Source organism: Streptomyces roseoverticillatus, from assembly GCF_000719265.1.
In the GTDB taxonomy this organism is placed as follows: domain Bacteria; phylum Actinomycetota; class Actinomycetes; order Streptomycetales; family Streptomycetaceae; genus Streptomyces; species Streptomyces roseoverticillatus.
This window is the reverse complement of record NZ_JOFL01000001.1, coordinates 278,799-302,483: the sequence shown is the minus strand read 5'-3', so window position 1 is coordinate 302,483 and position 23,685 is coordinate 278,799. Positions and strand designations below refer to the sequence as shown.

Annotated in this window: 19 protein-coding genes; 10 read left to right on the top strand and 9 right to left on the bottom strand. The window is 73.5% G+C overall.

The genetic code is table 11. The annotated features are described in order from the left end of the window. The gene (locus IF61_RS0101355) at nucleotides 1–2,403 is read right to left on the bottom strand and encodes a penicillin acylase family protein (protein ID WP_030364286.1); all 2,403 of its coding nucleotides are present in this window, start codon (nucleotides 2,401–2,403) and stop codon (nucleotides 1–3) included. Between the two features lie 166 nt (nucleotides 2,404–2,569). Here IF61_RS0101355 and IF61_RS0101350 point away from each other — a divergent pair, with 166 nt between their 5' ends. Further along, the gene (locus tag IF61_RS0101350; RefSeq protein WP_030364285.1) at nucleotides 2,570–4,084 is read left to right on the top strand and encodes a fatty acyl-CoA synthetase; all 1,515 of its coding nucleotides are present in this window, start codon (nucleotides 2,570–2,572) and stop codon (nucleotides 4,082–4,084) included. A 220-nt stretch (nucleotides 4,085–4,304) separates the two neighbouring features. Here IF61_RS0101350 and paaK read toward each other — a convergent pair whose 3' ends face one another. Both paaK and IF61_RS0101340 read right to left on the bottom strand, forming a co-directional pair. Next, nucleotides 4,305–5,567 (bottom strand): phenylacetate--CoA ligase PaaK, encoded by a 1,263-nt coding sequence (paaK, locus tag IF61_RS0101345; RefSeq protein ID WP_030364284.1) that lies wholly within the window; start codon nucleotides 5,565–5,567, stop codon nucleotides 4,305–4,307. A 111-nt stretch (nucleotides 5,568–5,678) separates the two neighbouring features. Continuing rightward, nucleotides 5,679–7,319: an acyl-CoA synthetase gene (locus tag IF61_RS0101340; RefSeq protein WP_030364283.1), complete on the bottom strand. Its 1,641-nt coding sequence runs from the start codon at nucleotides 7,317–7,319 to the stop codon at nucleotides 5,679–5,681. Between the two features lie 174 nt (nucleotides 7,320–7,493). Here IF61_RS0101340 and IF61_RS0101335 point away from each other — a divergent pair, with 174 nt between their 5' ends. The 5 genes from IF61_RS0101335 (at nucleotide 7,494) to IF61_RS0101315 (ending at nucleotide 11,743) form a co-directional block, all read left to right on the top strand. Further along, nucleotides 7,494–8,297, top strand: coding sequence for a crotonase/enoyl-CoA hydratase family protein (locus tag IF61_RS0101335; protein WP_030364282.1), 804 nt, complete (start codon nucleotides 7,494–7,496; stop codon nucleotides 8,295–8,297). Nucleotides 8,298–8,310: 13 nt separating this feature from the next. Beyond that, the gene (locus tag IF61_RS0101330; protein WP_030364281.1) at nucleotides 8,311–9,258 is read left to right on the top strand and encodes a Zn-ribbon domain-containing OB-fold protein; all 948 of its coding nucleotides are present in this window, start codon (nucleotides 8,311–8,313) and stop codon (nucleotides 9,256–9,258) included. After that, a complete protein-coding gene (locus IF61_RS0101325) occupies nucleotides 9,255–10,235 on the top strand; it encodes a lipid-transfer protein (RefSeq protein ID WP_030364280.1) in 981 nt (326 codons plus the stop codon). The genes IF61_RS0101330 and IF61_RS0101325 overlap by 4 nt, the downstream gene beginning before the upstream one ends. Beyond that, nucleotides 10,232–11,410 (top strand): thiolase domain-containing protein, encoded by a 1,179-nt coding sequence (locus IF61_RS0101320; protein WP_030364279.1) that lies wholly within the window; start codon nucleotides 10,232–10,234, stop codon nucleotides 11,408–11,410. Before IF61_RS0101325 ends, IF61_RS0101320 begins: the two co-directional genes overlap by 4 nt. A 99-nt stretch (nucleotides 11,411–11,509) precedes the next feature. After that, a complete protein-coding gene (locus tag IF61_RS0101315; protein ID WP_030364278.1) occupies nucleotides 11,510–11,743 on the top strand; it encodes a DUF397 domain-containing protein in 234 nt (77 codons plus the stop codon). Between the two features lie 7 nt (nucleotides 11,744–11,750). Here IF61_RS0101315 and IF61_RS0101310 read toward each other — a convergent pair whose 3' ends face one another. From IF61_RS0101310 to IF61_RS0101305, 3 genes are all read right to left on the bottom strand, one after another. Then, a complete protein-coding gene (locus tag IF61_RS0101310; RefSeq protein WP_030364277.1) occupies nucleotides 11,751–12,767 on the bottom strand; it encodes an isopenicillin N synthase family dioxygenase in 1,017 nt (338 codons plus the stop codon). Nucleotides 12,768–12,941: 174 nt separating this feature from the next. Then, nucleotides 12,942–13,016 carry a putative leader peptide gene (locus IF61_RS37665; protein WP_353620260.1) on the bottom strand — a complete coding sequence of 25 codons (75 nt, stop codon included), beginning with the start codon at nucleotides 13,014–13,016 and terminating at the stop codon, nucleotides 12,942–12,944. A gap of 145 nt (nucleotides 13,017–13,161) precedes the next feature. Then, nucleotides 13,162–13,605, bottom strand: a complete 444-nt coding sequence (locus tag IF61_RS0101305) for a rodlin (protein ID WP_052392304.1) — start codon at nucleotides 13,603–13,605, stop codon at nucleotides 13,162–13,164. A 311-nt stretch (nucleotides 13,606–13,916) separates the two neighbouring features. On the opposite strand from IF61_RS0101305, the gene IF61_RS0101300 reads away from it, so the two are divergent. After that, nucleotides 13,917–14,414, top strand: a complete 498-nt coding sequence (locus tag IF61_RS0101300) for a hypothetical protein (RefSeq protein WP_030364275.1) — start codon at nucleotides 13,917–13,919, stop codon at nucleotides 14,412–14,414. Between the two features lie 75 nt (nucleotides 14,415–14,489). Here the strand turns inward: IF61_RS0101300 and IF61_RS0101295 are convergent, their stop codons facing one another. Both IF61_RS0101295 and IF61_RS0101290 read right to left on the bottom strand, forming a co-directional pair. Continuing rightward, on the bottom strand, nucleotides 14,490–16,505 hold the full coding sequence (locus IF61_RS0101295) for an N-acetylmuramoyl-L-alanine amidase (protein ID WP_030364274.1): 2,016 nt from the start codon (nucleotides 16,503–16,505) through the stop codon (nucleotides 14,490–14,492). A 256-nt stretch (nucleotides 16,506–16,761) separates the two neighbouring features. Then, nucleotides 16,762–17,868, bottom strand: coding sequence for an aminoglycoside phosphotransferase family protein (locus IF61_RS0101290; RefSeq protein WP_078659891.1), 1,107 nt, complete (start codon nucleotides 17,866–17,868; stop codon nucleotides 16,762–16,764). A 290-nt stretch (nucleotides 17,869–18,158) separates the two neighbouring features. Here IF61_RS0101290 and IF61_RS0101285 point away from each other — a divergent pair, with 290 nt between their 5' ends. Then, complete coding sequence (locus IF61_RS0101285) at nucleotides 18,159–19,670, top strand: DNA-binding protein NsdB (RefSeq protein WP_030364272.1); 1,512 nt, start codon at nucleotides 18,159–18,161, stop codon at nucleotides 19,668–19,670. Between the two features lie 96 nt (nucleotides 19,671–19,766). Here IF61_RS0101285 and IF61_RS0101280 read toward each other — a convergent pair whose 3' ends face one another. Further along, the gene (locus IF61_RS0101280; protein WP_030364271.1) at nucleotides 19,767–21,227 is read right to left on the bottom strand and encodes a PP2C family protein-serine/threonine phosphatase; all 1,461 of its coding nucleotides are present in this window, start codon (nucleotides 21,225–21,227) and stop codon (nucleotides 19,767–19,769) included. A gap of 430 nt (nucleotides 21,228–21,657) precedes the next feature. Here IF61_RS0101280 and IF61_RS0101275 point away from each other — a divergent pair, with 430 nt between their 5' ends. Both IF61_RS0101275 and IF61_RS0101270 read left to right on the top strand, forming a co-directional pair. Beyond that, the gene (locus IF61_RS0101275) at nucleotides 21,658–23,082 is read left to right on the top strand and encodes a hypothetical protein (RefSeq protein WP_030364270.1); all 1,425 of its coding nucleotides are present in this window, start codon (nucleotides 21,658–21,660) and stop codon (nucleotides 23,080–23,082) included. A gap of 24 nt (nucleotides 23,083–23,106) precedes the next feature. After that, nucleotides 23,107–23,682, top strand: a complete 576-nt coding sequence (locus IF61_RS0101270) for a hypothetical protein (RefSeq protein WP_245684355.1) — start codon at nucleotides 23,107–23,109, stop codon at nucleotides 23,680–23,682. The last annotated feature ends 3 nt before the right edge of the window (nucleotides 23,683–23,685 follow it).

Genomic DNA, 23,685 nt, shown 5'->3' with positions numbered 1-23,685 from the left:
TCAGCGTTCGCTCACGCGCACCACCCGCAGCTGCGGCGAGGACATGATCTCCTTCTCGCAGAACCTGCCCGGGACCATGCGCCCGGCCGAGAACAGCCGGGTCTGGTCCGCGGAGTGCGGCGACGTGGGGTCCGAGGACTGCCCGTACGTCAGGAGCGTGCGGGCCACCGGGCAGGAGCCGCCCTCGAAACCGACGGCCTGGATGTAGCTGGAGCCGTGCCGCACCTCGGACCAGCCGCCGCGGGCGGAGTCCCACGGCGCCGACTCGATCATGTTCCAGATGCCCAGCGCGTCGGCGCCGCCGGAGACGGGGATCCTTCGGCCGTTCCGCACGACGAACTGGTGCTCGCCCAGGGGCGCGTCCAGGGCGATGCCCGCCGACCGCAGCTCGGCGACGGTGTCGGCGAGGGCGCGGCCGAACGCGGGGGAGGCCGTGTTGAGGGTGTTCGGCGTCGTGACGGGGGCGGCGGCGGAGAAGGGGACGCGCCACAGCTCCGCCTGCGGGACGGAGCGGACGAGCCTGCCCCAGAAGCGGGCGAAGAGGACCGCTCCCTTGCTGCCGGTGCGCACCGTACGGTCCCAGCGGCCCAGCACCCCGCAGGCCTCCGCGACCTCGACGGCCTTGCCGTCACTGCCCGTCGCCTTCCCGCCCGGCAGCGCGGCACACGCCTTCGCCGCGTCCGCCGCGGCCAGGTCGCCCGCGGGAGCACGGTTCGCGAACTGCTGCCGCTCCAGGTCAGCCACGGTCAGCCCGCCGCGCCGCGCCATGGCGGAGACGTCCTCGATCGCGCCGCGGGTGCGCACCGAACGGGGCGTCGCGACGTCGCCGAAGATCCGCGGGTAGCCGGTGAGCGGCCGGTCCGCATTGGCCAGCCAGGGGCTGTCGTTGGAGTTCTCCGCGTACGGGGCGTCGACCAGTGACGGCATCGCGGACGGCCCGAAGACGCCGGGCTGGACCGCGTCGGCGTCCCGCCCGAGCGCGCAGTCCCCGCGCGAGCCGTCCAGGACCGCGAGGCCGGCGGCCGGGAAGGTCTGCTTCCCGAGCGGGGTGGAGCAGCGGCCGGCCAGCTCGTCGGTGACGCGCGGCAGGATCTGGGACTGGGTGTAGAGGCTGTGACCGCCGGAGTCGGCGGCGATCGTGTTCACCCACGGCAGGCCCTGTGTGCGGCGCAGGGCGTCCTGGATCCCGCGCACGCTGCGGGACTTGCCCAGGGCGAGGGAGCTGTCGGTGAAGCGCAGGCTCTCCGCGTTGGGGTCGACCAGGGCGTACGCCTTGCCGTCCGCCCAGGGCAGCGGGAGCTCGTCGAGGGAGGTGACCACCGGCCCGTACCGCGTCCACCACTGGCTGCGGGTGACCTCGGACGTCCGGCCGTCCTCGCCCCGCACGGGCACGGTGACCTTGCGTTCGGTCATCTTCTCCCGTCTGCCGTCCACGAGGTAGGCGTGCGGGTCGCCGGGCGCGGTCCGGAGCTCGTACAGGCTCGTCGGGACGCCGGTCGCGACCGTGTGGCTCCAGGCGACGTGCTCGTTGTAGCCGATCTCCACGACGGGGACGCCGAGCAGCGAGCCGCCGGAGACGTTCAGCTCGCCGGGGATGGTCTGCTGCGACTGCCAGAAGCGGCGGCCGCCCTGCCACGGGTAATGGGGGTTGCCGAGCAGCAGGCCGCGGCCGTTCGCGGTGGTGGAGCCCGCGAAGGCCACCGCGTTCGAGCCCAGGCCGGCGGCCCTGCGCTGCTGGTCGAAGACCTTGCGGGCCGTTTCGGCCGGGTCCGCCGGAGCCTTGGCGGTACGGGCCGCCGTGCCGGGCTGTGCGGCACCGGCGATCCCGTCGGCGGCCATGCCCTCGCCGCCGAGGACGGTGATCGCGTAGCCGCGCCGCGCCACGTCGAGCGTGGTCACCGGGGTGACCCAGCCGGCGCCGCGGCAGGCCGGGTCACTGATGCGGTGCTGGGCCAGCCAGGCGTTGTAGCCGGCGGCCCAGCCGCGCATCAGCTCCTTGGCCTGCCGGGTCGGGCCGGCCGGGGCGGGCCGGTCGAGGAGCTTGTCGACGGTCTTCGCGTCGTTGAGCCCGCGGAAGAAGAGGTCGCTGGAGAGGTTGGTCGAGGCGGACGAGAGGGATCCGTCCGGCCGTGCGCCGGGGCCGAAGCGGGCCGAGCGCTCGCCGCGCAGGGTGACGAACCCGTCGGCGAGCGTGCACACCTGGTCGGCGGCCTGGGCCCATCCGGTGCCGAAGCCGAGGTTCGCGTAGTCCCCGGCGACGATGTGCGGGACGCCGTACTCGGTGTAGCGGATGACGGCGGACAGGCCGCCGCCCGAGGCGCGTTCGGAGGCGGGCGCGGCGGCGGCCGCGGCCTCGCCGGGCAGGGTGGCGGCGCAGGTCAGCACGGCCAGGCCGAGGCCCATCAGGGCGCGGATGCGATGGCGTGAGGGCAACGTGGCTCCCATGGGTACAGAGGGACGAGAAGTCGCCTGCGAGGAGGAGGACGCCCGGGCGGCGCGGGGAGTTGACCGCGGGCACGATGCGGCCGCCTCTTGACCTTCCGCGCGCGGCGGCCCCAGGATCCGGGGCATGACGGGAGCCCACGACAGCACGGTGGACGGCATCCTGCGGCGCACGGCCCGGCGCGTGCCGGACCGGACGGCGCTGCGGTACAAGGAGCGCGTCTGGACCTACCGCGAGCTGGACGAGGCCGTGACGGGCGCCGCCCTGGCCCTGCTCGGCAGCGGGCTGCGCGACGGCGACCGCGTCGCCGCCTACGGCCACAACTCCGACGCCTACCTGATCGGCTTCCTGGCCTGCGCCCGGGCCGGCCTGGTGCACGTGCCCGTCAACCACCGGCTCACGGGCGGTGAACTGGGCTACATCCTGGAGCAGTCGGGCAGCGCGCTGGTGCTCACCGACCCGGCCCTGGCCCACCAGCTGCCCGGTTCCGTGCGCACCCTGCCGCTGCGCGACGCCACGGGCTCCCTGCTGGAGCGGGCGGTGCGGCCCCCGCGCGTGGGCAGGGCCACCCTCGCCGTCGGCGGCCCGGACCAGGGCGACCTCGTGCAGCTGCTCTACACCTCCGGCACCACCGCGCAGCCCAAGGGCGCGATGATGACGCACGGCGCGCTCGTGCACGCCTACATGAGCGCGGTCACCGCCCTGGACCTCAGGGAGACGGACCGGCCGCTGCACGCCCTGCCGCTGTACCACTCGGCGCAGATGCACGTGTTCCTGCTGCCCTTCCTGGCGGTGGGCGCCGAGAGCACGCTCATCGACGCGCCGGACCCGGACCGCATCCTCGAACTGGTGGAGGCGGGGCGGGCCGACAGCTTCTTCGCCCCGCCGACCGTATGGATCGCACTGGCCGGCCACCCCGGCTTCGCCACCCGTGACCTGTCGGCGCTGCGCAAGGCGTACTACGGGGCGTCCGTCATGCCCGTGCCGGTCCTGGAGCGGCTCCGGGCCCGGCTGCCCCGTCTCGCGTTCTACAACTGCTTCGGGCAGAGCGAGATCGGGCCGCTGGCCACCGTGCTGCGGCCCGAGGAGCACGAGGGGCGGATGGACTCGTGCGGCCGGCCGGTGATGTTCGTCGAGGCGCGCGTCGTGGACGACAAGGGCGTGGACGTGCCCGACGGCACCCCGGGCGAGGTCGTCTACCGCTCCCCGCAGCTGTGCCGGGGGTACTGGGGCAAGCCCGAGGAGACCGAGGAGGCCTTCCGGGACGGCTGGTTCCACTCCGGGGACCTGGCGGTCCGGGACGCCGAGGGCTACTTCACGGTCGTGGACCGGCTGAAGGACGTCATCAACTCCGGTGGCGTGCTGGTCGCCTCCCGCGAGGTCGAGGACGTGCTCTACGGTCATCCGGCGGTCGCGGAGGCGGCGGTCGTCGGGCTCCCCGACGCGCGGTGGATCGAGGCGGTCACGGCCGTGGTCGTCGCGCGCGGCACCGTGACCGGGGAGGAGCTGGTGGCGTACGCGCGGGAGCGGCTGGCCCCCTTCAAGGTGCCGAAGCGCGTGCTGTTCGCGGACGCCCTCCCGCGGAATGCCTCCGGCAAGGTGCTGAAGAGAGAGCTGCGGTTTGCCCTCTCGGGCGGATGACGACGACGTCCGGGTTGCGGTTTGCCCTTCGGGCGGATGACGACCGCATTCACGCTGCTGTGATCGCGGATTCCGCCGGACCCGCGCCGCGATGGTGTCTCGCCGTTGCGGCGGGCAATTTTTGCCGGCGCCGCGGCGCCGGAACGGCCTCCGCCGGGCTGCACGGTCCAGGGACCCTGCCCCGGAGCCCCCGGCCCGGCCCCGCAACGCACCGGCCCCCTCACCCCGCCCCCCGTTCGTCCACGACCCGCTTCAGCTTGCCCACCGACCTTTCCAGCGTCCCACCGTCGACCACCTCGACGGCCACCGTTACACCGACCCCGTCCTTCACCCGCCGCGCCACCTCGCCGGCGGCAGCCACCCGCTGCTCCGGCGTCGCTTCCGGCCGCGCCTCGGCCCGGACGGTGAGGTGGTCCATGCGGCCCTCGCGGGTGAGCCGGAGCTGGAAGTGCGGGGCGAGGCCGGGCGTCCGCAGCACGATCTCCTCGATCTGGCCGGGGAAGAGGTTGACCCCCCGCAGGATGATCAGGTCGTCGCTGCGCCCGGTGATCCGCTCCATCCGCCGGAAGGCGGGGCGGGCGGTGCCGGGCAGGAGCCGGGTCAGGTCGCGGGTGCGGAAACGGACGACGGGCATGGCTTCCTTGGTGAGGGAGGTGAGGACCAGCTCGCCGTGGCTGCCGTCGGGCAGCACCTCTCCCGTGACCGGGTCGACGACTTCCGGGTAGAAGTGGTCCTCCCAGATGTGCAGGCCGTCCTTCGTCTCGGCGCACTCCTGTGCGACGCCGGGGCCGATGACCTCCGAGAGGCCGTATATGTCGACGGCGTCGATCGCGAAGCGCTCCTCGATCTCCCGGCGCATCTCCTCCGTCCAGGGCTCGGCTCCGAAGATGCCGGTGGTCAGGGAGGTGCTCCGGGGGTCGATGCCCTGGCGCTCGAACTCGTCGAGCAGGGTGAGCATGTAGGTGGGCGTCACCATGATGATCCGGGGCTCCAGGTCCTGGATCAGCCGGACCTGGCGCGCGGTCATGCCGCCGGAGGCGGGGATCACCGTGCAGCCGAGCCGCTCGGCGCCGTAGTGCGCGCCCAGACCGCCGGTGAACAGGCCGTAGCCGTAGGCCACGTGGATCCTGTCGCCGGGCCGCCCGCCGGCGGCGCGGATCGAGCGGGCGACGACCTCGGCCCAGACGTCCAGGTCCCGGTCGGTGTAGCCGACGACGGTGGGGGTGCCCGTGGTGCCGCTGGAGGCGTGGATGCGCCGGACCTCGCTGCCGGGAACGGCGAACATGCCGAAGGGGTAGTGCTCCCGGAGATCCGCCTTGGTGGTGAACGGGAGGCGGGCGAGGCCGGCGAGGCTGCGGCAGTCCTCGGGGCGTATGCCGGCCGCGTCGAAGGCCCGCCGGTAGAAGGGCACGTGCTCGTAGGCGCGCCGGAGGGTGGCCTGCAGCCGCTCCAGCTGGAGCGCGGCCAGTTCATCGCGGGACATCCGCTCGGCCGGATCCCGTGGAATGGCGGGAACGGCTCCGGGAACCAACCGATCGTTCGGTCGTTGCATGGGATCAAGTATCCAGGGGCGGCGGCGGGCGTCAAGAGGGCGCTAACTCCCCGTCCGCGCGCCCTCCTCCGCAACCGCTCGCGCCCACCGGTAGTCCGCCTTCCCGCTCGGCGATCGCCGCACCCGCTCCGTGAAGACCACGCAGCGCGGCACCTTGTAGCCCGCCAGCCGCGCGCGGCAGTGCGCCTGCAGCACGCCGGGAGGCAGCGGCCCCGCCCCCTCGCGCAACTGGACGACGGCGGCCACCCGCTGCCCCCACCGTTCGTCCGGAACGCCGGCGACCAGCACGTCGTACACGTCCGGATGCGCCTTGAGCGCCTGCTCGACCTCCTCCGGGTACACCTTCTCGCCGCCGGTGTTGATGCACTGCGAGCCCCGCCCGAGCAGCGTGATCTCGCCGTCCGCGCCGGCCCGCGCCATGTCGCCGAGCAGCACCCACCGCTCGCCGCCCGCCCGGAAGAACGTCGCCGCGGTCCGCTCCGGGTCGTTGTAGTAGCCGAGCGGCACGTGGCCGCGCTGCGCGACGCGCCCTTCCCCGCCGGGCGCCACGCGCTCGTGCGTGACCGGGTCGACGACGGCCGTGCGGTCGTTGACGCGCAGCCGGAGACCACCGGCCTCCTCCGCCCCCGCCCCGTCCTCGGCGGTGCCGTTGAAGCCCGACTCCGAAGAGCCGAAGTTGTTCAGCAGCGCCACGTGCGGCAGCAGCGCCGCGAACTGCTCCCGTACGGTGCGGGACAGGATCGCCCCCGAGCTGCTCACGCTGAACAGCGACGAGCAGTCGGTGCCCCGCAGCGGCCCGGCCAGCGCGTCCACCAGGGGCCGCAGCATCGCGTCGCCGACCAGGGAGACGCAGGTGACCTTCTCGCGCTCGACGGTGCGCAGCACCTCCTCGGGGGCGAACCTGCTGTGCAGCACGACCTTCTGGCCGTAGTCGAAGGCGATGAGCGCGGTGAGCGTGGACGTGCCGTGCATCAGCGGCGCGGTGGGGAAGAAGACCAGGCCCTCGCCCCCCTCGGCGACCCGCTCGGCCAGCTCCCCCGGGTGCGCGACCGGCTCGCCCGTGGGCGCGCCGCCGCCGAGCCCGGAGAAGAACAGGTCCTCCTGGCGCCACATCACGCCCTTGGGCAGGCCGGTAGTGCCGCCGGTGTAGATGACGACCTGGTCATCCGCCGAGCGCGGGCCGAAGCCCCGCAGGGGCGAGCCCGACGCCTCGGCCTCGGCGAAGGGGACGGGCGCGAGGGCGGGCTCGGGCGCCCCCTCCGGAGGCGTCCCGGTGCGCACGAGGTGGCGCAGCACGTCCGTACGGGGGAGCGCCGCGGCCACCCGGGCGGTGAACGCGGCGTCGAAGACCAGCGCCACGAGGTCGGCGTCCCGGTAGAGGTAGGCCAGTTCGTCTTCGACGTAGCGGTAGTTGACGTTGACGGGCACCGCCCGGATCTTCAGGCAGGCCCAGAAGGACTGCAGGTACTCGACGCCGTTGTACAGGTGCAGCCCGACGTGGTCGCCCGGCCGGATCCCCTGGTCGCGCAGGTGGTGCGCGAGCCGGTTGGCGGCCGCGTCGAGCTGCGCGTACGTCAGCCGGCGCTCGGCGCCGGGACCCGGGAGGTCCGCGTGGACCAGGGCCTCCCTGCCGGGCACGGCGTCCACGACCGACTCGAAGAGATCCGCGAGGTTGTAGTCCACGTCTCCTCCTGCCCGGGGGAACGGCGGCCGGCGCCCATTAGAGCGCCGCGGGCCGCAGGGAGGAAGGGCCGGAACCCGGGAAGGCCAAGAAATCTGACGGGAAGTCAGAAAACTCTTGAACCCCGGCCACGCCTCCTGCACCCTGTTCTGGTCGTCGGGACGGGAGGGCCACCCATGAGCGGGACCGAACACCTCACGGTCGAACGCGTCGGCGCCACACTGGTGCTCACTCTCAACCGGCCGGAAGCGAAGAACGCCCTGTCGCTGCCGATGCTGGCCGGGCTCCACGACGGCTGGCTGGAGGCCGACGAGGACGACGCGATCCGCTCCGTCGTGCTCACCGGCGCCGGCGGCGCCTTCTGCTCCGGCATGGACCTCAAGGCGCTGCACGGACCGGGCCCGGCGGCGGACGACGCCTGCCGCGCACGCTTCAAGGCCGACCCCGACCTGCACTGGAAGGCCATGCTCCGCCACCACCGGCCGCGCAAACCGGTCATCGCCGCCGTCGAGGGCCCCTGCGTCGCCGGCGGCACCGAGATCCTCCAGGGCACCGACATCCGCATCGCCGGCGAGAGCGCCGTCTTCGGCCTCTTCGAAGTGCGCCGGGGCCTCTTCCCCGTCGGCGGCTCCACCGTCCGCCTCGCCCGCCAGATCCCGCGCACCCACGCCCTGGAGATGCTGCTCACCGGCCGCCCCTACACCGCCGCCGAAGCCGCGCGCATCGGCCTCGTCGGCCACGTCGTCCCCGACGGCACGGCCCTGGAGCGGGCCCTGGAGACCGCCGCACTCGTCAACGCCAACGGGCCGCTGGCCGTCGAGGCCGTCAAGGCCTGCGTCCACGACACCGCCGGCCTGGACGAGGCCGCGGGCCTCGCCCTCGAACTCGAACGGGGCCTGCCCGTCCTCGGCAGCGCCGACGCCAAGGAGGGCACCCGGGCCTTCGCCGAGAAGCGCCCCGCCGTCTACCGGCGCGCCTGAAGGGAGCCCCGCCGTGCCGGAGATCCTCACCGCACCCCTGACCGTCTCCTTCCCCTTCACCCGCTCCCTCGGCCCCGTCCAGAGCGCCTTCCTCACCGGCCTCCGGGAGCGCACCGTCCTCGGCGTACGCACCACCGACGGCCGGATCCTCGTACCGCCCGTCGAGTACGACCCCGTCACCGCCGAGGAGATCCGCGACCTCGCCGAGGTCGCCCCCACCGGAACCGTCACCACCTGGGCCTGGAACCCCGCCCCCCGGGACAATCAGCCCCTGCGCACCCCCTTCGCCTGGGTCCTCGTCCGCCTCGACGGCGCCGACACCGCACTCCTGCACGTCCTCGACGCCCCCGGCCCGCACGCCGTACGGACCGGCATGCGCGTCCGCATCCGCTGGGCCCCCGAACGCACCGGCGCCATCACCGACATCGGCTGCTTCGAACCGTACGAAGGGGAGGAGCGCGCAGGCCCGGCCGTACCGCACGACGGTGTCTTCGACGACCCCGTCACCGGCATCGTCACCCCCGCCCGCCTCGACTACACCTACACGCCCGGCCGCGCCCTGAGCCGTCACCTCGCCGCCCTCGCCGAGCACAGGATCACCGGCGAACGCTGCCCCTCCTGCCGCAAGGTCCACGTCCCGCCCCGGGGTGTCTGCCCCACCTGCGGCGTCCCCACGACCGAGCAGACACAGGTCGGGCCGCACGGCACCGTCACCACCTTCTGCGTCGTCAACATCAAGGCCAGGGGGGCCGGCATCGAGGTCCCGTACGTCTACGCCCACATCGCCCTCGACGGGGCCGACCTCGCCCTCCACGCGCGCATCGGCGGCATCCCCTACGACGAGGTGCGCATGGGCATGCGCGTCGCACCCGTGTGGACCGGCGACGCCCGCCACCCGGACCACTACCGGCCCACCGGCGAGCCCGACGCCGGCTACGACACCTACAAGGAGCTGCTGTGACGCCCCGCGACGTGGCCGTCGTCGCCTTCGCGCGCAGCGAGCACCACGGCGGTGCCGGCGGCGCGTCCGAGCCCGAACTGCTCCTGCCCGTCCTGCACGACGCGTTGAGCCAGGCAGGACTGGCCCCCGGCGAGGCCGACTTCACCTGCTCCGGGTCGAGCGACTACCTCGCCGGCCGCCCCTTCTCCTTCACTCTCACCCTCGACAGCGTCGGCGCCTGGCCGCCCATCGCGGAGTCCCACGTGGAGACGGACGGAGCCTGGGCCCTGTACGAGGCCTGGGTGAAGATCCTCACCGGCCGCGCCGGCACGGCCCTCGTCTACGCCCACGGCAAACCCACCGCCGGCGACCCGGCGGACGTCCTCACCCGCCAGCTCGACCCCTACTACCTCGCCCCCCTGTGGCCCGACCCGCTCGCCCTGGCCGCCCTCCAGGCCCGCGCCCTCATCGACGCCGGCCACCTCGACGAGCCGCCCGCCGCGGAGGCCCACGCCGTGCTGCCCCTGCGCGCCACCGACTTCCCGGCCCCCACCGACGGCGCGGCCGCCGTTGTCCTCGCCGCCGGCGACACCGCCCGCCGCATGTGCGACCGGCCCGCCTGGATCCGCGGCATCGACCACCGCATCGAACCCCAGGCCCCGGGGCTGCGCGACCTCACCGACTCGCCCTCCACCCGCCTGGCCGCCGAACGCGCCGGAGCCTTCCGCGCCCCCGTGGACACGGCCGAACTCCACGCCCCCTGCACCGCACAGGAGGCCGTCCTGCGGCGGGCACTGCGCCTCGACGGAACTGTCACCGTCAACCCCTCCGGCGGAGCGCTCGCCGCCGACCCCCTCATGACCACCGGCCTCGTCCGGCTCGGCGAAGCGGCCGCCCGCATCCACCGGGGCGACTCCGACCGGGCCCTGGCCCACGCCACCTCCGGGCCTTGCCTGCAGCACAACCTCGTCGCCGTGCTGGAGGGGGAGAACCGGTGAGCGGACGGACGAGCAGGGAACCCGTCGCCGTCGTCGGCATCGGCCAGACCAAGCACGCCGCGGCCCGCCGCGACGTCTCGCTCGCCGGACTCGTCCGCGAAGCCGCCCGGCGGGCCCTCGACGACGCGCAGCTGTCCTGGGCCGACATGGACGCCGTCGTCCTCGGCAAGGCCCCCGACTTCTTCGAGGGCGTGATGATGCCCGAGCTGTACCTCGCCGACGCCCTCGGCGCCGCCGGCAAACCCGTCCTGCGGGTGCACACCGCCGGATCCGTCGGCGGCTCCACGGCCCTCGTCGCCGCCGACCTCGTCGCGGCGCGCGTCCAGCGCACCGTCCTCGCCGTCGCCTTCGAGAAGCAGTCCGAGTCCAACGCCATGTGGGGCCTGTCCCTGCCCGTGCCCTTCCAGCAGCCCCTGCTGGCCGGCGCCGGAGGATTCTTCGCCCCGCACGTACGGGCCTACATCCGCCGCAGCGGCGCGCCCGGCGGCGTGGGCGCGCTCGTCGCCTACAAGGACCGCCGCAACGCCCTGCGGAACCCCTGGGCCCACGTGCACGAGCACGGCATCACCCTGGAGCGGGTGCAATCCTCGCCCATGCTGTGGGACCCGATCCGCTACTCCGAGACCTGCCCCTCCTCCGACGGCGCCTGCGCCGTCGTCCTCACCGACCGCGCCGGGGCCGCCCGCGCCCCGCACCCGCCCGCCTGGGTGCACGGCGGCGCCATGCGCAGCGAGCCCACGCTCTTCGCCGGCAAGGACTTCGTCTCGCCGCGCGCGGGCCGCGACTGCGCCGCCGAGGTCTACCGCCAGGCAGGCATCACCGACCCGCGCCGCGAGCTCGACGTCGCCGAACTCTACGTGCCCTTCAGCTGGTACGAACCGATGTGGCTGGAGAACCTCGGCTTCGCCGCCGAGGGCGAGGGCTGGAAGCTCACCGCCTCCGGCGCCACCGAACTCGGCGGCGAACTGCCCGTCAACCCCTCAGGCGGCGTCCTGTCCACCAATCCCATCGGCGCCTCCGGCCTCATCCGCTTCGCCGAAGCGGCCCTCCAGGTGCGGGGGAGGGCGGGGGAGCACCAGGTCGACGGCGCCCGCAAAGCGCTCGGCCACGCCTATGGAGGGGGCGCGCAGTTCTTCTCCATGTGGGTGGTGGGCGACCGGCCGCCCACCACCTGAAGGAGCGCAGGGGGGAGCGTTTGCCGCCGTGCGGCCTGTGCGGCGCACGCCGCGCTCGCTAGGGTGGGCGCGGGACGACGACCGGGAGGAGCTTCAGCAGTGGCAGAGAGCACGACTGAACGACCGGCGGGCGCCATCGTGCCCGAGCTCGACCTCGGCAACGCCGCCTGGCTGCCGGGCAGTCAGGGGACCGGCGATGTCCAGATCGCCTTCGTGGAAGGCTTCATCGCCATGCGCAACGGACGTGATCCGGGTCCCGCAGTGGTGTTCTCGCCCGCGGAGTGGCGCGCTTTTGTACGCGGCGCCCGCGAGGGCGAGTTCGACCTGACCTGACGAACCGTCAGCCCACGGGCGTTCCCTCGGTCAGCAGGTCCGCGTGGTGGCGGCGGGCCACCTGGGGGTGCGCGCGCAGCCAGCCCTTGATCTCGTTGCGGCCGTACTCCGCGAACAGCGGGTTGCCGGCGTCCTGAGTGACGCCCGGCGCCCGGTCCGCGTACGGGAACGACACGGGCTCGATGCGCGCGTCCAGGCGCGGGTTGTAGAAGAACGGGACCGAGAACCGCTCGCGGGTGCCGGCCGGGCTGACCACACGGTGGTTGGTGGCCTTCAGATAGCCGTTCGTGGCCACCTCCAGCAGCTCGCCCAGGTTGATCACGAACGCCCCCGGCACCGGCGGCACGTCGAGGAAGGACCCGTCCGCCGCCTCCACCTGCAGGCCGCCCACCGCATCCTGCAGGAGCAGGGTCAGGAAGCCGTAGTCCTTGTGGGCGCCCACGCCCTGCCCGGCGCCGTCGGGGGCGCTGCCGGGGTAGCGGACCAGCTTCAGGTGCAGGTGGGGGCGGTCGGCGAAGGCCTCGTCGTAGAAGTCCTCGGGGGCGCCGATCGAGGCCAGCAGCTCGTGCAGCAGCCGCTCGGCGACCGCGCTCAGCCGGTCGATCCAGCGCAGGGCGGCCGTCCGCAGCCCGGGGAGGGCCGCCGGCCACTGGTTCGGGCCCTCCAGCCACCAGTAGCCGGGCTCGTCCGCACCCGGCGCGCGCGCCTCCCGCTCGGCGCCTATGTCGAGCTGGTCGCGCCAGTCCCGGCTGCCGCCCGTCCGCTCGTCACCGATGCGGGTATAGCCGCGGAAGTGGGGGGAGTTGAGGTTGCTGATGGACAGCCGGTCCGCCTCGGGGAGGGCGAAGAACGCCCGCATGGTGCGCCACAGCTCGGCGGTCTCCGCCTCGGTGACGCCGTGGCCGGTCAGATGGAAGAAGCCCACGTCGCGCGCGGCCGAGTGCAGCTCCTCGCGGAAGCGGGCACGGGCCTCGGGACCGGCGGAGGCGGCGGAGAGGTCGAGGACGGGAAGCTTGTTGCTCATGAGGGTTGTCCACAGCGTGAGGGCCCGGAATCGCGTACGGCGGTGCGCCGGACGCCCGCGGCGCCGCCGCGGGGTGCGCGGGCAGGGCGAAGCGGGACCGGGAGAACGGCAGGAAAGAAGAAAAGAAAGAAAAGGCGGCCACGGCCGGAGAAAAGGGGCCGGGCAGAAAGAAGATCAGCCGTAGCGGCGACAGGACATGCTCGTGACGCGGAGGAGGTCCACGTGGCGGCGTTTGACGAGCATAGTCACGCGCCCATCGTATACGACCCGCAGGGAAACCGGCGCGAGCGGCTCTGACCTGCGGTTTCCGGGCAAGGGAATCCCCCTGCCCCGGGGCCCGTGCACCCGAGACAGGGGGAGATCCGGCCGGCCGTGAGGCCGGGCGCGGCGTCGGTCAGTGGCCGTGGTTGAAGCCGGGGCCGCCGAAGCCGGGGTGGCCGCCGCCCTTGTTGCCCGAGCCGTTGCCCGAGATGATCGGGATCTCGTCGAGGATGTGCGACAGCGGGTCGTCGCCGTCGCTGATCGTCGAGTTGTCGGTGCACTGCTGCTGCTGCTGGGAAGTGAGGATCGGTACGTCCTGGATGCCGACGTTGAGCAGCAGGGCGAGGACCGACTGGATGCCGATCTTGCCGATTCCGAGGCACGGCTTGTTGAGGGTGCCCTGGATGAGACTCATCTGCGGGCTTTCCTTGCCACCGGTGATCGTGTTGCCGTAGCCGGTGTGCGAAGCGTTGCCGTTGGCGACGTCCTGGTCGTTGCCGATCGCCATCGCAGGGCCGGCGATGGTGCCGACACTGGTAACCGTCACGGCGGCCGTCGTGAGTACCTTCTTGAGCACGGTCTGTGCCTTTCGATCGATTAGCTGCCTCTCACAGACAGGGAAGCGACCTGAGTAACTCGGCCCCATAACGGAAGTTTCGGGAATTCACTCATTTGCTTCGGGACAGTGGTTTCCGTACGGAGAAGTCCCGCTTTTGCCTGGTAACGTGCCGCCCGCGGCGGTGTTCTTCGGCCGTCGGTCCGCCCGGACAGCGCCCCCACAAGTTGCGTCCGGGCGGACCCTGGACCGGCTGAGGGCCCCTCGGACGAGCCGCCGCCCGAAGCTCTCCCCGGCGCCACGCCAGGGGTCCGGGCACGTACGATGTGGGCATGTCCTTCCTCCGCCGCCGCAGCGCCACGCCCACCGGGCCGGACTTCGACGTCCTGGCCATGGACCCGGGGGACTGGCCGGGCGATCTCGGGGCCGGGCTGCTGCCCGCGCCCGACGGCAGCTGCCAGGGTGTGTTCCTCCGCTACGACCTCTTCGGCGGGCGCGGCCCGGCGATGATCATCGGCAATCTGCCGGAGGGCTCCCCGGCGCGCGAGCTCGAAGAGGGCCAGGTGCCCTTCGAGGTCACCCAGCTCCTGGCCGCCCTCGGCAACGAGGAGCCGGTGCAGGTGCTGGAGACCGAGGACATCCCGGTCATGCACGAGGACAACCTCCTGATCGTCCGGCGCATCAAGTGCTCCGAGGGCCGCATCTCCTGCACCCAGTTCGACCGCAGCGACGGCGTCCTCGTCACCATCGCCAGCTGGGACCGGCCCATCACCGACGAGCTCTACCAGCTCCTCAAGCCGCTGCCCGCCGAGATGTTCCAGACGGCCTGACAAGGCCCCGCACACCGACGCACCGGAGCCCGGTACGGCCGACGCCGCACCGGGCTCCTCGCGTCCTTGCGGGCGCTACCGGTTCGAGGGCCGCACGGTCACGTCAGCGGCCTTCACGAAGGCCACCCGGTGGCCGAACTGGATCTCGTAGTACACGTCCTTGCCCTGGATCACCTTGTGGCCCTCGGGATCGAAGGTCTTCGCCCACAGATACTCGCTCCGCAGCCGCTGCCCCATGACGTACGCCTGCCCGGCGGGCAGCTTGTACGGCAGCGGGGCCAGCGCCTGCACCGGCACCCCCGCGGGATACGCCTCCTTCTCCGGATACGCGCGCCCGAACACCGGGACCTCCGCCAGCCCCTCCTTCGGGGTGACCACCGAGCCGTAGGCGTTGACCGCGGTCGGCTGCGACAACGGGTTCCTGAACCACGCCATCTGCCCCAGGTACCAGATCGCCGTCCACGAGCCCTTGCGCCCCGCCACCGCGAACTGCTGGCCCGTCGAGGCGCGCGCCCCCGTGTCGTTGACGTCGATCGTGGAAGCGCTGCCGTCCGGCCGCAGCCCGGCATCCTTCACCAGCGGCGCCTTCTCGCTCGGCTGCGTGTACAGCCGCACCGCGCCCGAACCGTGCGAGGCGCAGGGCTTGGCCGGCGCCGTGCAGCCGGTGTAGGCGGGCTTGTGGGCGTCGTAGTCGGGCAGGACCGTGACCATGCCCGCGTAAGCGCCGCCCGTCGGGCGGAACGGCTTGCCCATCAGATCGAAGTAGTGCGCCCAGTCCCAGTACGGACCGGGGTCGGTGTGCATGCCCTTGATCGTCGCCGGGGTCGTGCCCGGGACGTTGTCGTGGCCCAGGACGTGCTGCCGGTCCAGCGGGATCCCCAGCTGCTGCGCCAGATACCGCACCAGACGGGCCGAGGTGCGGTACATCTCCTCCGTATACCAGGCGTCGGGCTGGGCGAGGAAGCCCTCGTGCTCGATGCCGACCGACTTGGCGTTCACGTACCAGTTGCCCGCGTGCCAGGCCACATCCTTCGTCGGCACGTGCTGGGCGATGTGGCCGTCCGAGGAGCGCACCGTGTAGTTCCACGAGACGTACGCGGGGTCCTTGATCAGCTTGATCGTCGTCTCCCAGGACCCCTCCGTGTCGTGGATGACGATGAACTCCGTCTTCTGCGAGTCAGGGCGGTCCGCCAGGTCGTGATTGCCGTAGTTGTCGCCCTGCAGCTTCTCGTACGGGGCCGGGATCGCCTCGCAGGCCACCGCCGCCGGGCACTCGGTCTCCTCGTCCGAAGGATCCGGCAGGCCCAGCCGCCCCACCTGCTCCGGACGGTCGGGCAGGCGCGGGGCGGCCGGCAGGGCGACCCGCTGGCCGACGTCGGTCGTGCGCCGCTGACCCGAACGGATCACGTCGAAGACGTCACGGGCGAAGGCCGTGGCCGTCGCCGTGTCGGAGGCGCCCGGATAGCCCGCCACGGCGCCGAACCAGTCCGCCGGATCCTCGCTCAGGGGCATCCCCAGCCGCTTCTGGGCGGCGGCGAGCAGAGCCGCGCCACCCCGTACGTTCGCGGCGGGATCCTTGCGCAGGGCCTCCCGCGACAGGCCGGACACCCGGGCGGCCTGCTCCAGCATGCGCAGCCGAGGCGGGAGCTCACCGGCCGGCAGCACGGGCGGCCGGACCGTCCGGGGGCCGGCGGCCGGGCGGGAGCTGTCGCCGCGCGGATCCTCGCGGCCGTCGCTGTGGTGCGGAACGGCGGCCACGGCGTGCGCGGCATCGGTCAGGTGCATGGGGCCGTAGCCGCCGGTGACGCTCGGGGCGCCGCTGTGGGTGTCCCACCGCGACTCCAGATAGGCGACGCCCAGCAGCACACTCTGCGGAACGCGGTACTCGTGGGACGCCGCGGCGAAGGCCCGCTGCAGCGCGCCGGAGCGCGCCTGGCGGCCCGTGGCCGTGGCCGTAGCCGTGGCCGCACCGGGCGCCAGGGGCAGCAACAGGGCAGCCGAAGCCAGGACTCCGGCCGCCCGGAACGCCCCCCGGCTTCTTCGGAGGGCTCTCAGGGGAGCGGTCCACGATTCGGGAACGGATCCTCGCAATGCAGCCTCCTCGGGGCGTGCCGTGCCACGCGCGGGAAATGGTCGGGGCGCGAGCGGGCGTGCGGGACCGGACGTAACCAGAGGTAGTCCCTGGCAGACGATCCGTCAATCATGCTGCTGCGAAGCATGTTGCCCGTACGGACACTGCGCCTCCGACGCCGAGGCTGCACCCTTTCCGGCCCCGCACACGGCGACACGCCGCGCACGGGGCGCGGCGTGTCGCGGAGGGGCCGGTGACGTGCCGGCGGCCGGGCGGTCAGCGGGTGCCGACCGCCGCCCGCACGGCGCGCCGGGCCAGCGCGCAGTCGTCGTGCAGCCGGCGCAGCAGCAGCCGCTGCTCCTCGCCCGCGTCGGCCGCGCCGGGCGCCGCCGGGGCGGGGTCCTGCACGGCGCGCTGCACGGCCGTCTCGCACATGCGGAGCTCGCGGGTCAGCACGAGCATGAGATTCACCAGAAAGGCGTCACGCTGCACCGTGCCGGCCTGCCGGGCGACCTGGCTGATGTGCCGGCGCGCCACAGGGGCGTCGCCGAGGGCCATCCAGAGCGTGGCGAGGTCGTACCCCGGGAGGTACCAGCCCGCCTGATCCCAGTCCACCAGCACCGGGCCGGTGGGGGCCAGGAGGATGTTGGAGAGCTGGGCGTCGCCGTGGCAGAACTGGCCCTGGACGTGGGCCAGCCCGTACAGCAGCTTCTGCAGGTCGCCCATGTCGCGGTCGGTCAGCAGGCCCAGCTCGTGATAGCGCGCGATGCGCTTGCCGTAGTCCAGCGGCATGTCGAACATGCCGGCCGGGGGGCGCCACAGGTTGACCCTGCAGATCGCACCGAGCGCGGCCCGGACGTCCGCCCGCGGCGGGGTGTCCGAAGGGTGGCGCTGTGCGGCCGCGGGCCGCCCGGGCATGCGCTCGATCACCAGCGTGCAGTTGTCGGGGTCCGCGGCGATGAGCCGCGGCACCCGCACCGGCGGACGGTGGCGGACGAACGCACGGTATGTCGCTATTTCCTGCCGGAACCGCTCGGTCCAGGCCGGCGACGGGTCCAGTAAACACTTGGCCACCGCTGTGGTGCGGCCGGTGGAGCCGACCAGCAGGACCGAGTGCGCGTTGTGGCGCAGGACCTGGACGGCGTTGAACTCCGGGCAGATGCGCTGCACCGCGGCGATCACCGTACGCAACTGCGCCCCCTGGGGGCCGGACAGGTCGATTCTCCCGCTGAGCGGCTGGCCGCCTAGCCCCGGGGACAGCCGGGCCCGTCCGCCCCCGAAGGCAGCCCCCGCGGCATGGGAGGGGTCGAGGTACGGCCCGCCGCCGGCGTGCTGGGGACGGAGCCGGGGCGGGGCGGACACGGAGGACGAGGCTGCATACATGAGCGGAACGGATCCCTTCGTGTGCCGACGAGTTGCCGCGCTGCCCCGGTACCCGGGCCGGCCGTGCACCCTGGGGAATGCACGGGGTCACCCCTTGACGGACCCTCCCCGCATACGCGGGGAACAGCGGATCCGGACCGGCTGCCGGGTGACCGGGGTGGCGCGTTCCTACATCACACCCGGCCGCGGGTGGCACACCATGTGGCGGACCCTGGCGAACCCTGGCGAATACTCGCCTGGTCCATGACGGGCCGCTACCTTCAAGTCAGCCGAGAACCTGGGGGCTTGACGTGACAAGGGAACCCAACACCCGCCTCGCGGATCTGTTCGGTCTGGCCGGATGGTCCAAGGGCGAACTGGCGAGGCTCGTGAACCGGCAGGCGGCCGTCATGGGCCACCCGCAGCTGGCGACCGACACCTCGCGAGTGCGGCGTTGGATCGACATGGGGGAATCCCCGCGCGATCCCGTGCCCAAGGTGCTGGCAGCCCTCTTCACCGAGCGACTCGGCCGTGTCGTGACCATCGAGGACCTCGGGTTCGGCCGTCGAGGGCGCGCGGGTAGGGGGCAGTCCGCGGACGGCCTCCCCTGGCCGCCCGAGCGGACCGCCGCGGTCCTCACCGAATTCACGGGAATGGACCTCATGCTCAACCGACGCGGCTTGGTGGGCGCGGGCGCCGCGCTCGCCGCAGGCTCAGCACTCAGCAGCGCCATGCACGACTGGCTGCACTCCGATCCGGTCCTCGCCTCCGACTCCCCCCGCTTCGACGATCCCCTCAGGGACGGCATCCACACCGAATCCGCCGGGCTCGACCGCTACGAGGCCGCGCCGGTGGGCTCCACCGAGATCGACGCCCTGGAGCGCTCGGTCGAGGTGTTCCGCGCCTGGGACGCGGCCCGCGGCGGCGGGCTGCAGCGCAAGGCGGTGGTGGGCCAGCTCAACGAGGTGGGCGGGATGCTCTCCTACCACCACCCCGAGCACCTCCAGCGCAGGCTGTGGGGCGTCGCGGCGAACCTCGCGGTGCTCGCCGGCTGGATGTCCCACGACGTGGGCCTCGAACCGACCGCCCAGAAGTACTTCGTCATCGCCGCCCACGCGGCGCGCGAGGGCGGCGACCGGCCCCGTGCCGGCGAGGCGCTCTCCCGGGCGGCCCGCCAGATGGTGCACCTCGGTCGGCCCGACGACGCCCTCGATCTGATGAAGCTCGCCAAATCCGGCTCCGGCGGCGAGACCCTGCCGCGCACCCGGGCCATGCTCGCCACGATCGAGGCCTGGGCGCAGGCGTCGATGGGCCGGGGTCAGGCCATGCGGCGGACCCTGGGCGAGGCGGAGGAGCTCTTCATCTCCGACAAGGGGGACGTGCCCGCCCCCAGCTGGATGCAGAAGTTCGACGAGGTCGAGCTCCACGGCATGCAGGCCCTGGCCTACCGGACGCTTGCCGAGCACGATCCCTCGGTCGCGGTCATCGCCCAGCGGCACGCCAAGGAGGCGCTGGCCCTGCGGGGGAACGAGACCCTACGGTCGATGATCTTCGACTACATCTCGATGGCCTCCTCCTGCTTCATCAGCAACGACCCCGACCAGGCGGACACCTATGCCCGGCTGGCCCTGGTGTCGATCGGCGAGACCTCCTCGCACCGCACCTGGGACCGGCTCCGCGAGATGTACCGCCTCACGGGGAAGTACGCCGGATACGCCCGGATCGAGGATCTCCGGCAGGAGATCAAACGGGCCCTGCCCAACGCCCCCAAGGCCCAGCCCAAGAAGGGCGGAGGGAGCGGAGGGAAGGGCCTGGCGGTCTAGCCGCCGGGATGTCCCGTACGTGTCCGGCTCGTACGTGTCCGGCGTCCAGTCGGTACGTCCGGTCTCCGGTACGTGCAGCCGTAGGAACAGCCACGTCTAGCCGTTAATGCGGCCGATCAGCAGGCAGGCGTCGTCCTCGCGCTCCTTGCCGCCGAACTCCTCCAGCACGGCTCGTACGCAGTCCTGTGCGCATCTCGCCGCGGTGAACCGTGGGGCGAGGTCCAGCAGGCGGTCGGTGACCGTCCCGGCGACCGGCCCCGCGCTGTGGGGCGAGAGTCCGTCGGTGTGCAGGAGAAGGACGTCGCCGGGCTCCAGGAGCTCCTCGGCCTGCCCGTAGGCGGCATCCGCGACGGCCCCGAGCAGCATGCCCTCCGGGGGCTGCAGCGCACGGCCCCTCCCGCCGCGGAAGAGCAGCGGTGCGGGGTGGCCCGCCTGGGACCAGGCCAGGGTGCGGCTCGCGGGGTCGTAACGGCAGCAGACGGCGCTGCCCAGGGCGGGCTGCGCGGAGGCGTCGAGGAGGCGGTTGAGCCAGCCCATGAGGGGGCCGGGCTCGGCGCCGGTCACGGCCATGCCGCGCAGCGCGCCGAGCAGCATGGCCATGCCGGAGGTGGCGGCCACGCCGTGCCCGGTGAGGCCGCCCACGCTGAGGAGGGTCTGCCCCCCGGGCAGGCCCAGGGCATCGAACCAGTCACCGCCGACGAGGGCGCTGCTGGCGGAAGGGAGGTAGTGGGCGGCGAGGTCGAGGGTGCCGGGGGCGCCGTCGGACTGCGGAGCGCCGCCCTGGGGGAAGCGCAGGGAGCCGCGCCACGGTGGCAGCACGGCTTCCTGCAGCTCGACCGCGATCCGGTGCTCGGCCCGCGCGAGGTGCCGGCGGCGCTGCAGGGAGTCTGACGTCTCGTCGACGGCACGGCGGCTGCGGCGCAGCTCGCTGACGTCGCGTAAGACGGCCCACATGGAGGTCGCGGCGCCGTCGCCGTCCAGGACGGGCTCGCCCATCATGTGCACCGCACGGGTCGAGCCGTCGGCGCGCACGATACGGAACTCGCCGTCGATGGGCTTGCCGTCCACCAGGCAGCCGGTGACCATCGTGGTCAGCAGGCCCCGGTCCTCCTCGAGCAGCCAGGAGGGCAGCTCGTCCAGGGTCAGGGGCCCGTCCTCGGGGCGGCGGCCGAAGAGCTGGAAGAGCTCTTCGGACCAGGTGGCCTCGTCGGTGAGGAGATTCCACTCCGCGCTGCCGGCCCGGCCCGGCGCGGTGGCGGGCTGCGGGGCGGGCGGGGCCTGCACCGCACCCGCGGGGGCGGTGCCGCCGGGCGGCGGAGGGCCCTCGCGGAGCTGGCCCAGGTGCTCCCCGAGATCGTCGAGGTGGTGGGCGGCCAGGTCGCACAGGGCGCGGTGCCACCGCCGGTGGGCGTCGTCCGGCTCCTCCCCGGCGGCCGCCGCGCGCCGCACGGCATCGAGGCCGCCGCGCAGCCGCCGCGTCTGCGAGATGAGGGCGTCGACCGTGCCGTGCTCGGGCGGCTGAGCTGCGGAGGAGTCCGCGTGGAGGGGGGACGGCATGTCGTACTCCGATGGGGGGAGCGGCGCAGCCGGCTCCGTAGGATCCGCGGGATGGGCCGTAACGACTCTGGCACAGGCGGAGAGGGCCTGTAAGGGCTTTGGCAACACCCGATCCGGTGGTGTCCAGGGCATATGTCAGAGGCAGGAAAATTCAAGAGGGAGGGTTCCCCTCGGGGCGGGCCGGGCGTGCGCCGGGGCCGGACCTGTCAGAAGGGGGCCGGAAGGCGTCGGGAAGGGACCGGTAAGGGGGTGAAAAGGAGGCGAAACGGACAGGGCTCGGCGGAATCCCGCACTCCAGGTAGGCTGCGGGGCGCTCGACCGACCTCGAGTTCCCCCTGTTCACCACGCATAGCACCGGTGGACACCGGCAAGAATGCCGGACGACGGAAATCCCGTTGCCAGCCGACTCCCCGCACCGGATGCTGACCCCATGTTCGATCCAGACATAGCGCCCAGCGGCACCCTGCTCGGCCTCCTTCAGCGAGGCCGCGGCGACGGGACCCTGCATGCCCTCGCGGCGCCGCGGGCGGAGGCGCTCGCGGCGCTCCACCACTGCCTCCTCAGCGACCCCAGGCGCGACTGGCAGGTGGAGAACCGCTCCCTCTACTACGCGCGCCTGTGTCTGGACCTCGACGCCGGGCTCGGCGAGCTCGAACGGCACCTCTTCTGCGCCGACGACCTCCTCGACAGCGCGGAGGAGCGCACCGGCCTCGCCCTCGCCGTCCTCGGCCACCTCGCCTCGTACGGCCGCGAGGACGCCCTGCTGCTCCTGCGGCGGTACGCGATCTCCGGCGCGAACTGGGCCTGGGCCCTCGATGAGCTCGCCCTGCGCGACGACGACGCCGGGCTGCTCGCCCTCGGCGAGAGCGTCCTCGCCCGCTTCCCCGCGGGGCAGGAGGGCGACCGGGACCTCGCCGCGGCCGTGCGCGACGCCTTCGAGCCCCGCCCCTGGCGGCTGTGGGCCGACGAGACGCAGTCGCCCGTGACCGCCCCCCGGGTGCGCGCCGCTCAGGAGCAGGGCTCCTTCGACCGCTGGCAGCGCCAGCTGCGCCCGTCGGGCCCGCGGCCCGGCTGGAGCGTGCGCGAAGTGCTCGACTGGGCCCAGGAGGGCCTCGGCCTGTACCCCGCCCAGCTCCGCCACGTCCCCGCGACCCGCTGCCTGAACGCCGTCGCGGGCCCCGAGGACCGGCTGGAGATCATCGAGGCCGCCGCGTTCGGCCCCGAGGCCGCCCGTGCCACCGCCCTGCGCTACCTCGCCGAGCACGACGACCCGCAGGCGCTCGACCTCATCGAGTCCGCCGCGGCCGATCCCGGCGCGCTCGTGGCCGAGGCCGCCGTCACCGCCTTCGAGCGCATGCGCGGCACGGCCGCCCTGGAGCGAGCCCGCGCCTGGATCCACCGCACCGACGCCCTCGGCGGCGCCGCCGCCGGCATGCTCGCCTCCCGCGGCGCGCCCTACGACGCGCCGCTGGTCCTCGGTGCCCTGCGCCGCACGGTCCGGGCCGAGGGCCCCGACGCGCCGGTCCTGTGGGACCTCGTGCCGGGCGCCGGCCGCCTGGGGATCACCTGCGCCGCGCCCGTGCTGCGCCACATCTACCGGGAGACGTCCTCCTCGCACCTGCGCGGCCGCACGGCGCGGGCGCTGGCGGCGACGGACCCGTCCTTCGCGACCGGCTTCGCGGTGGAGTGCCTGTGGGACTGCGAGGAGACAACCCGCGAGCTCGCCGCGCACCACGCCACCACCGCCGACGCCCGCGTCGTCGAACAGCTGCGCAGGCTCGCCGCGGACCCGGCCGAGGAGGACGACGTCCAGACCGCGGTCCGCAGCCGCTTCGGGCCGGAGACCGCGGTGTGACGGGCGTACGAGCAGAATGATCACGTGAATGCGATAACAACTGCGAAAATAAGTGCGGTCGCCCTCCTCGTAGGGGCGCAGCTCGCGGCCGCGACGGCCGCGGAGGCGGCTCCGGCGCCCGCACCGGCCGCCGTCGGCGTCGCCGTGAAGGCCCCGGGCGGTCCGCACAGCAAGGCGGCCGCCGTCAGGATCACGGAGGGGCAGGTCGGCGAGGCCGCCCCGGGCGGCACCCTCCTCTACCCGAGCGTCACCAGCTGCCTGACCGTGACCGTCCGGCTGCGCGACCGCGGCCTCGTGGGCGCCCACGCCAGCCTCTTCCAGGTGCCGGGCGAGTTCCGTTCCGACCGCATCCTGTCCGAGCTGAAGCAGCGGGTCGGCGGCCGTGCGGTGCGCGCGGTCGAGGTCAGGGGCGCCGTCGGCGCCTGGGACCCGAGCTACTTCACCAAGGCCATCGAGAGCTACGGGGACGGCGAGGCCGTGCCCTTCCCGGAGGCGCCCGACCCCGGCGGCATCGCCGCGGCCGTCGCGGCGGGCCTCGGGCAGCCGCGCGCCGTCGTGACCGTCCAGGACGTGCCCGACGGCGACCAGACCGTCAGCTGACGG

Coding starts and splice junctions, on each gene's coding strand:
- IF61_RS0101355 (WP_030364286.1), bottom strand. CDS start 2,403: ATGGGCCTCGGCCTGGCCGTGCTGACCTGCGCCGCCACCCTGCCCGGC.
- IF61_RS0101350 (WP_030364285.1), top strand. CDS start 2,570: ATGACGGGAGCCCACGACAGCACGGTGGACGGCATCCTGCGGCGCACG.
- paaK (WP_030364284.1), bottom strand. CDS start 5,567: ATGTCCCGCGATGAACTGGCCGCGCTCCAGCTGGAGCGGCTGCAGGCC.
- IF61_RS0101335 (WP_030364282.1), top strand. CDS start 7,494: ATGAGCGGGACCGAACACCTCACGGTCGAACGCGTCGGCGCCACACTG.
- IF61_RS0101310 (WP_030364277.1), bottom strand. CDS start 12,767: ATGAGCAACAAGCTTCCCGTCCTCGACCTCTCCGCCGCCTCCGCCGGT.
- IF61_RS0101300 (WP_030364275.1), top strand. CDS start 13,917: ATGTCCTTCCTCCGCCGCCGCAGCGCCACGCCCACCGGGCCGGACTTC.
- IF61_RS0101290 (WP_078659891.1), bottom strand. CDS start 17,868: ATGTATGCAGCCTCGTCCTCCGTGTCCGCCCCGCCCCGGCTCCGTCCC.
- IF61_RS0101280 (WP_030364271.1), bottom strand. CDS start 21,227: ATGCCGTCCCCCCTCCACGCGGACTCCTCCGCAGCTCAGCCGCCCGAG.
- IF61_RS0101275 (WP_030364270.1), top strand. CDS start 21,658: ATGTTCGATCCAGACATAGCGCCCAGCGGCACCCTGCTCGGCCTCCTT.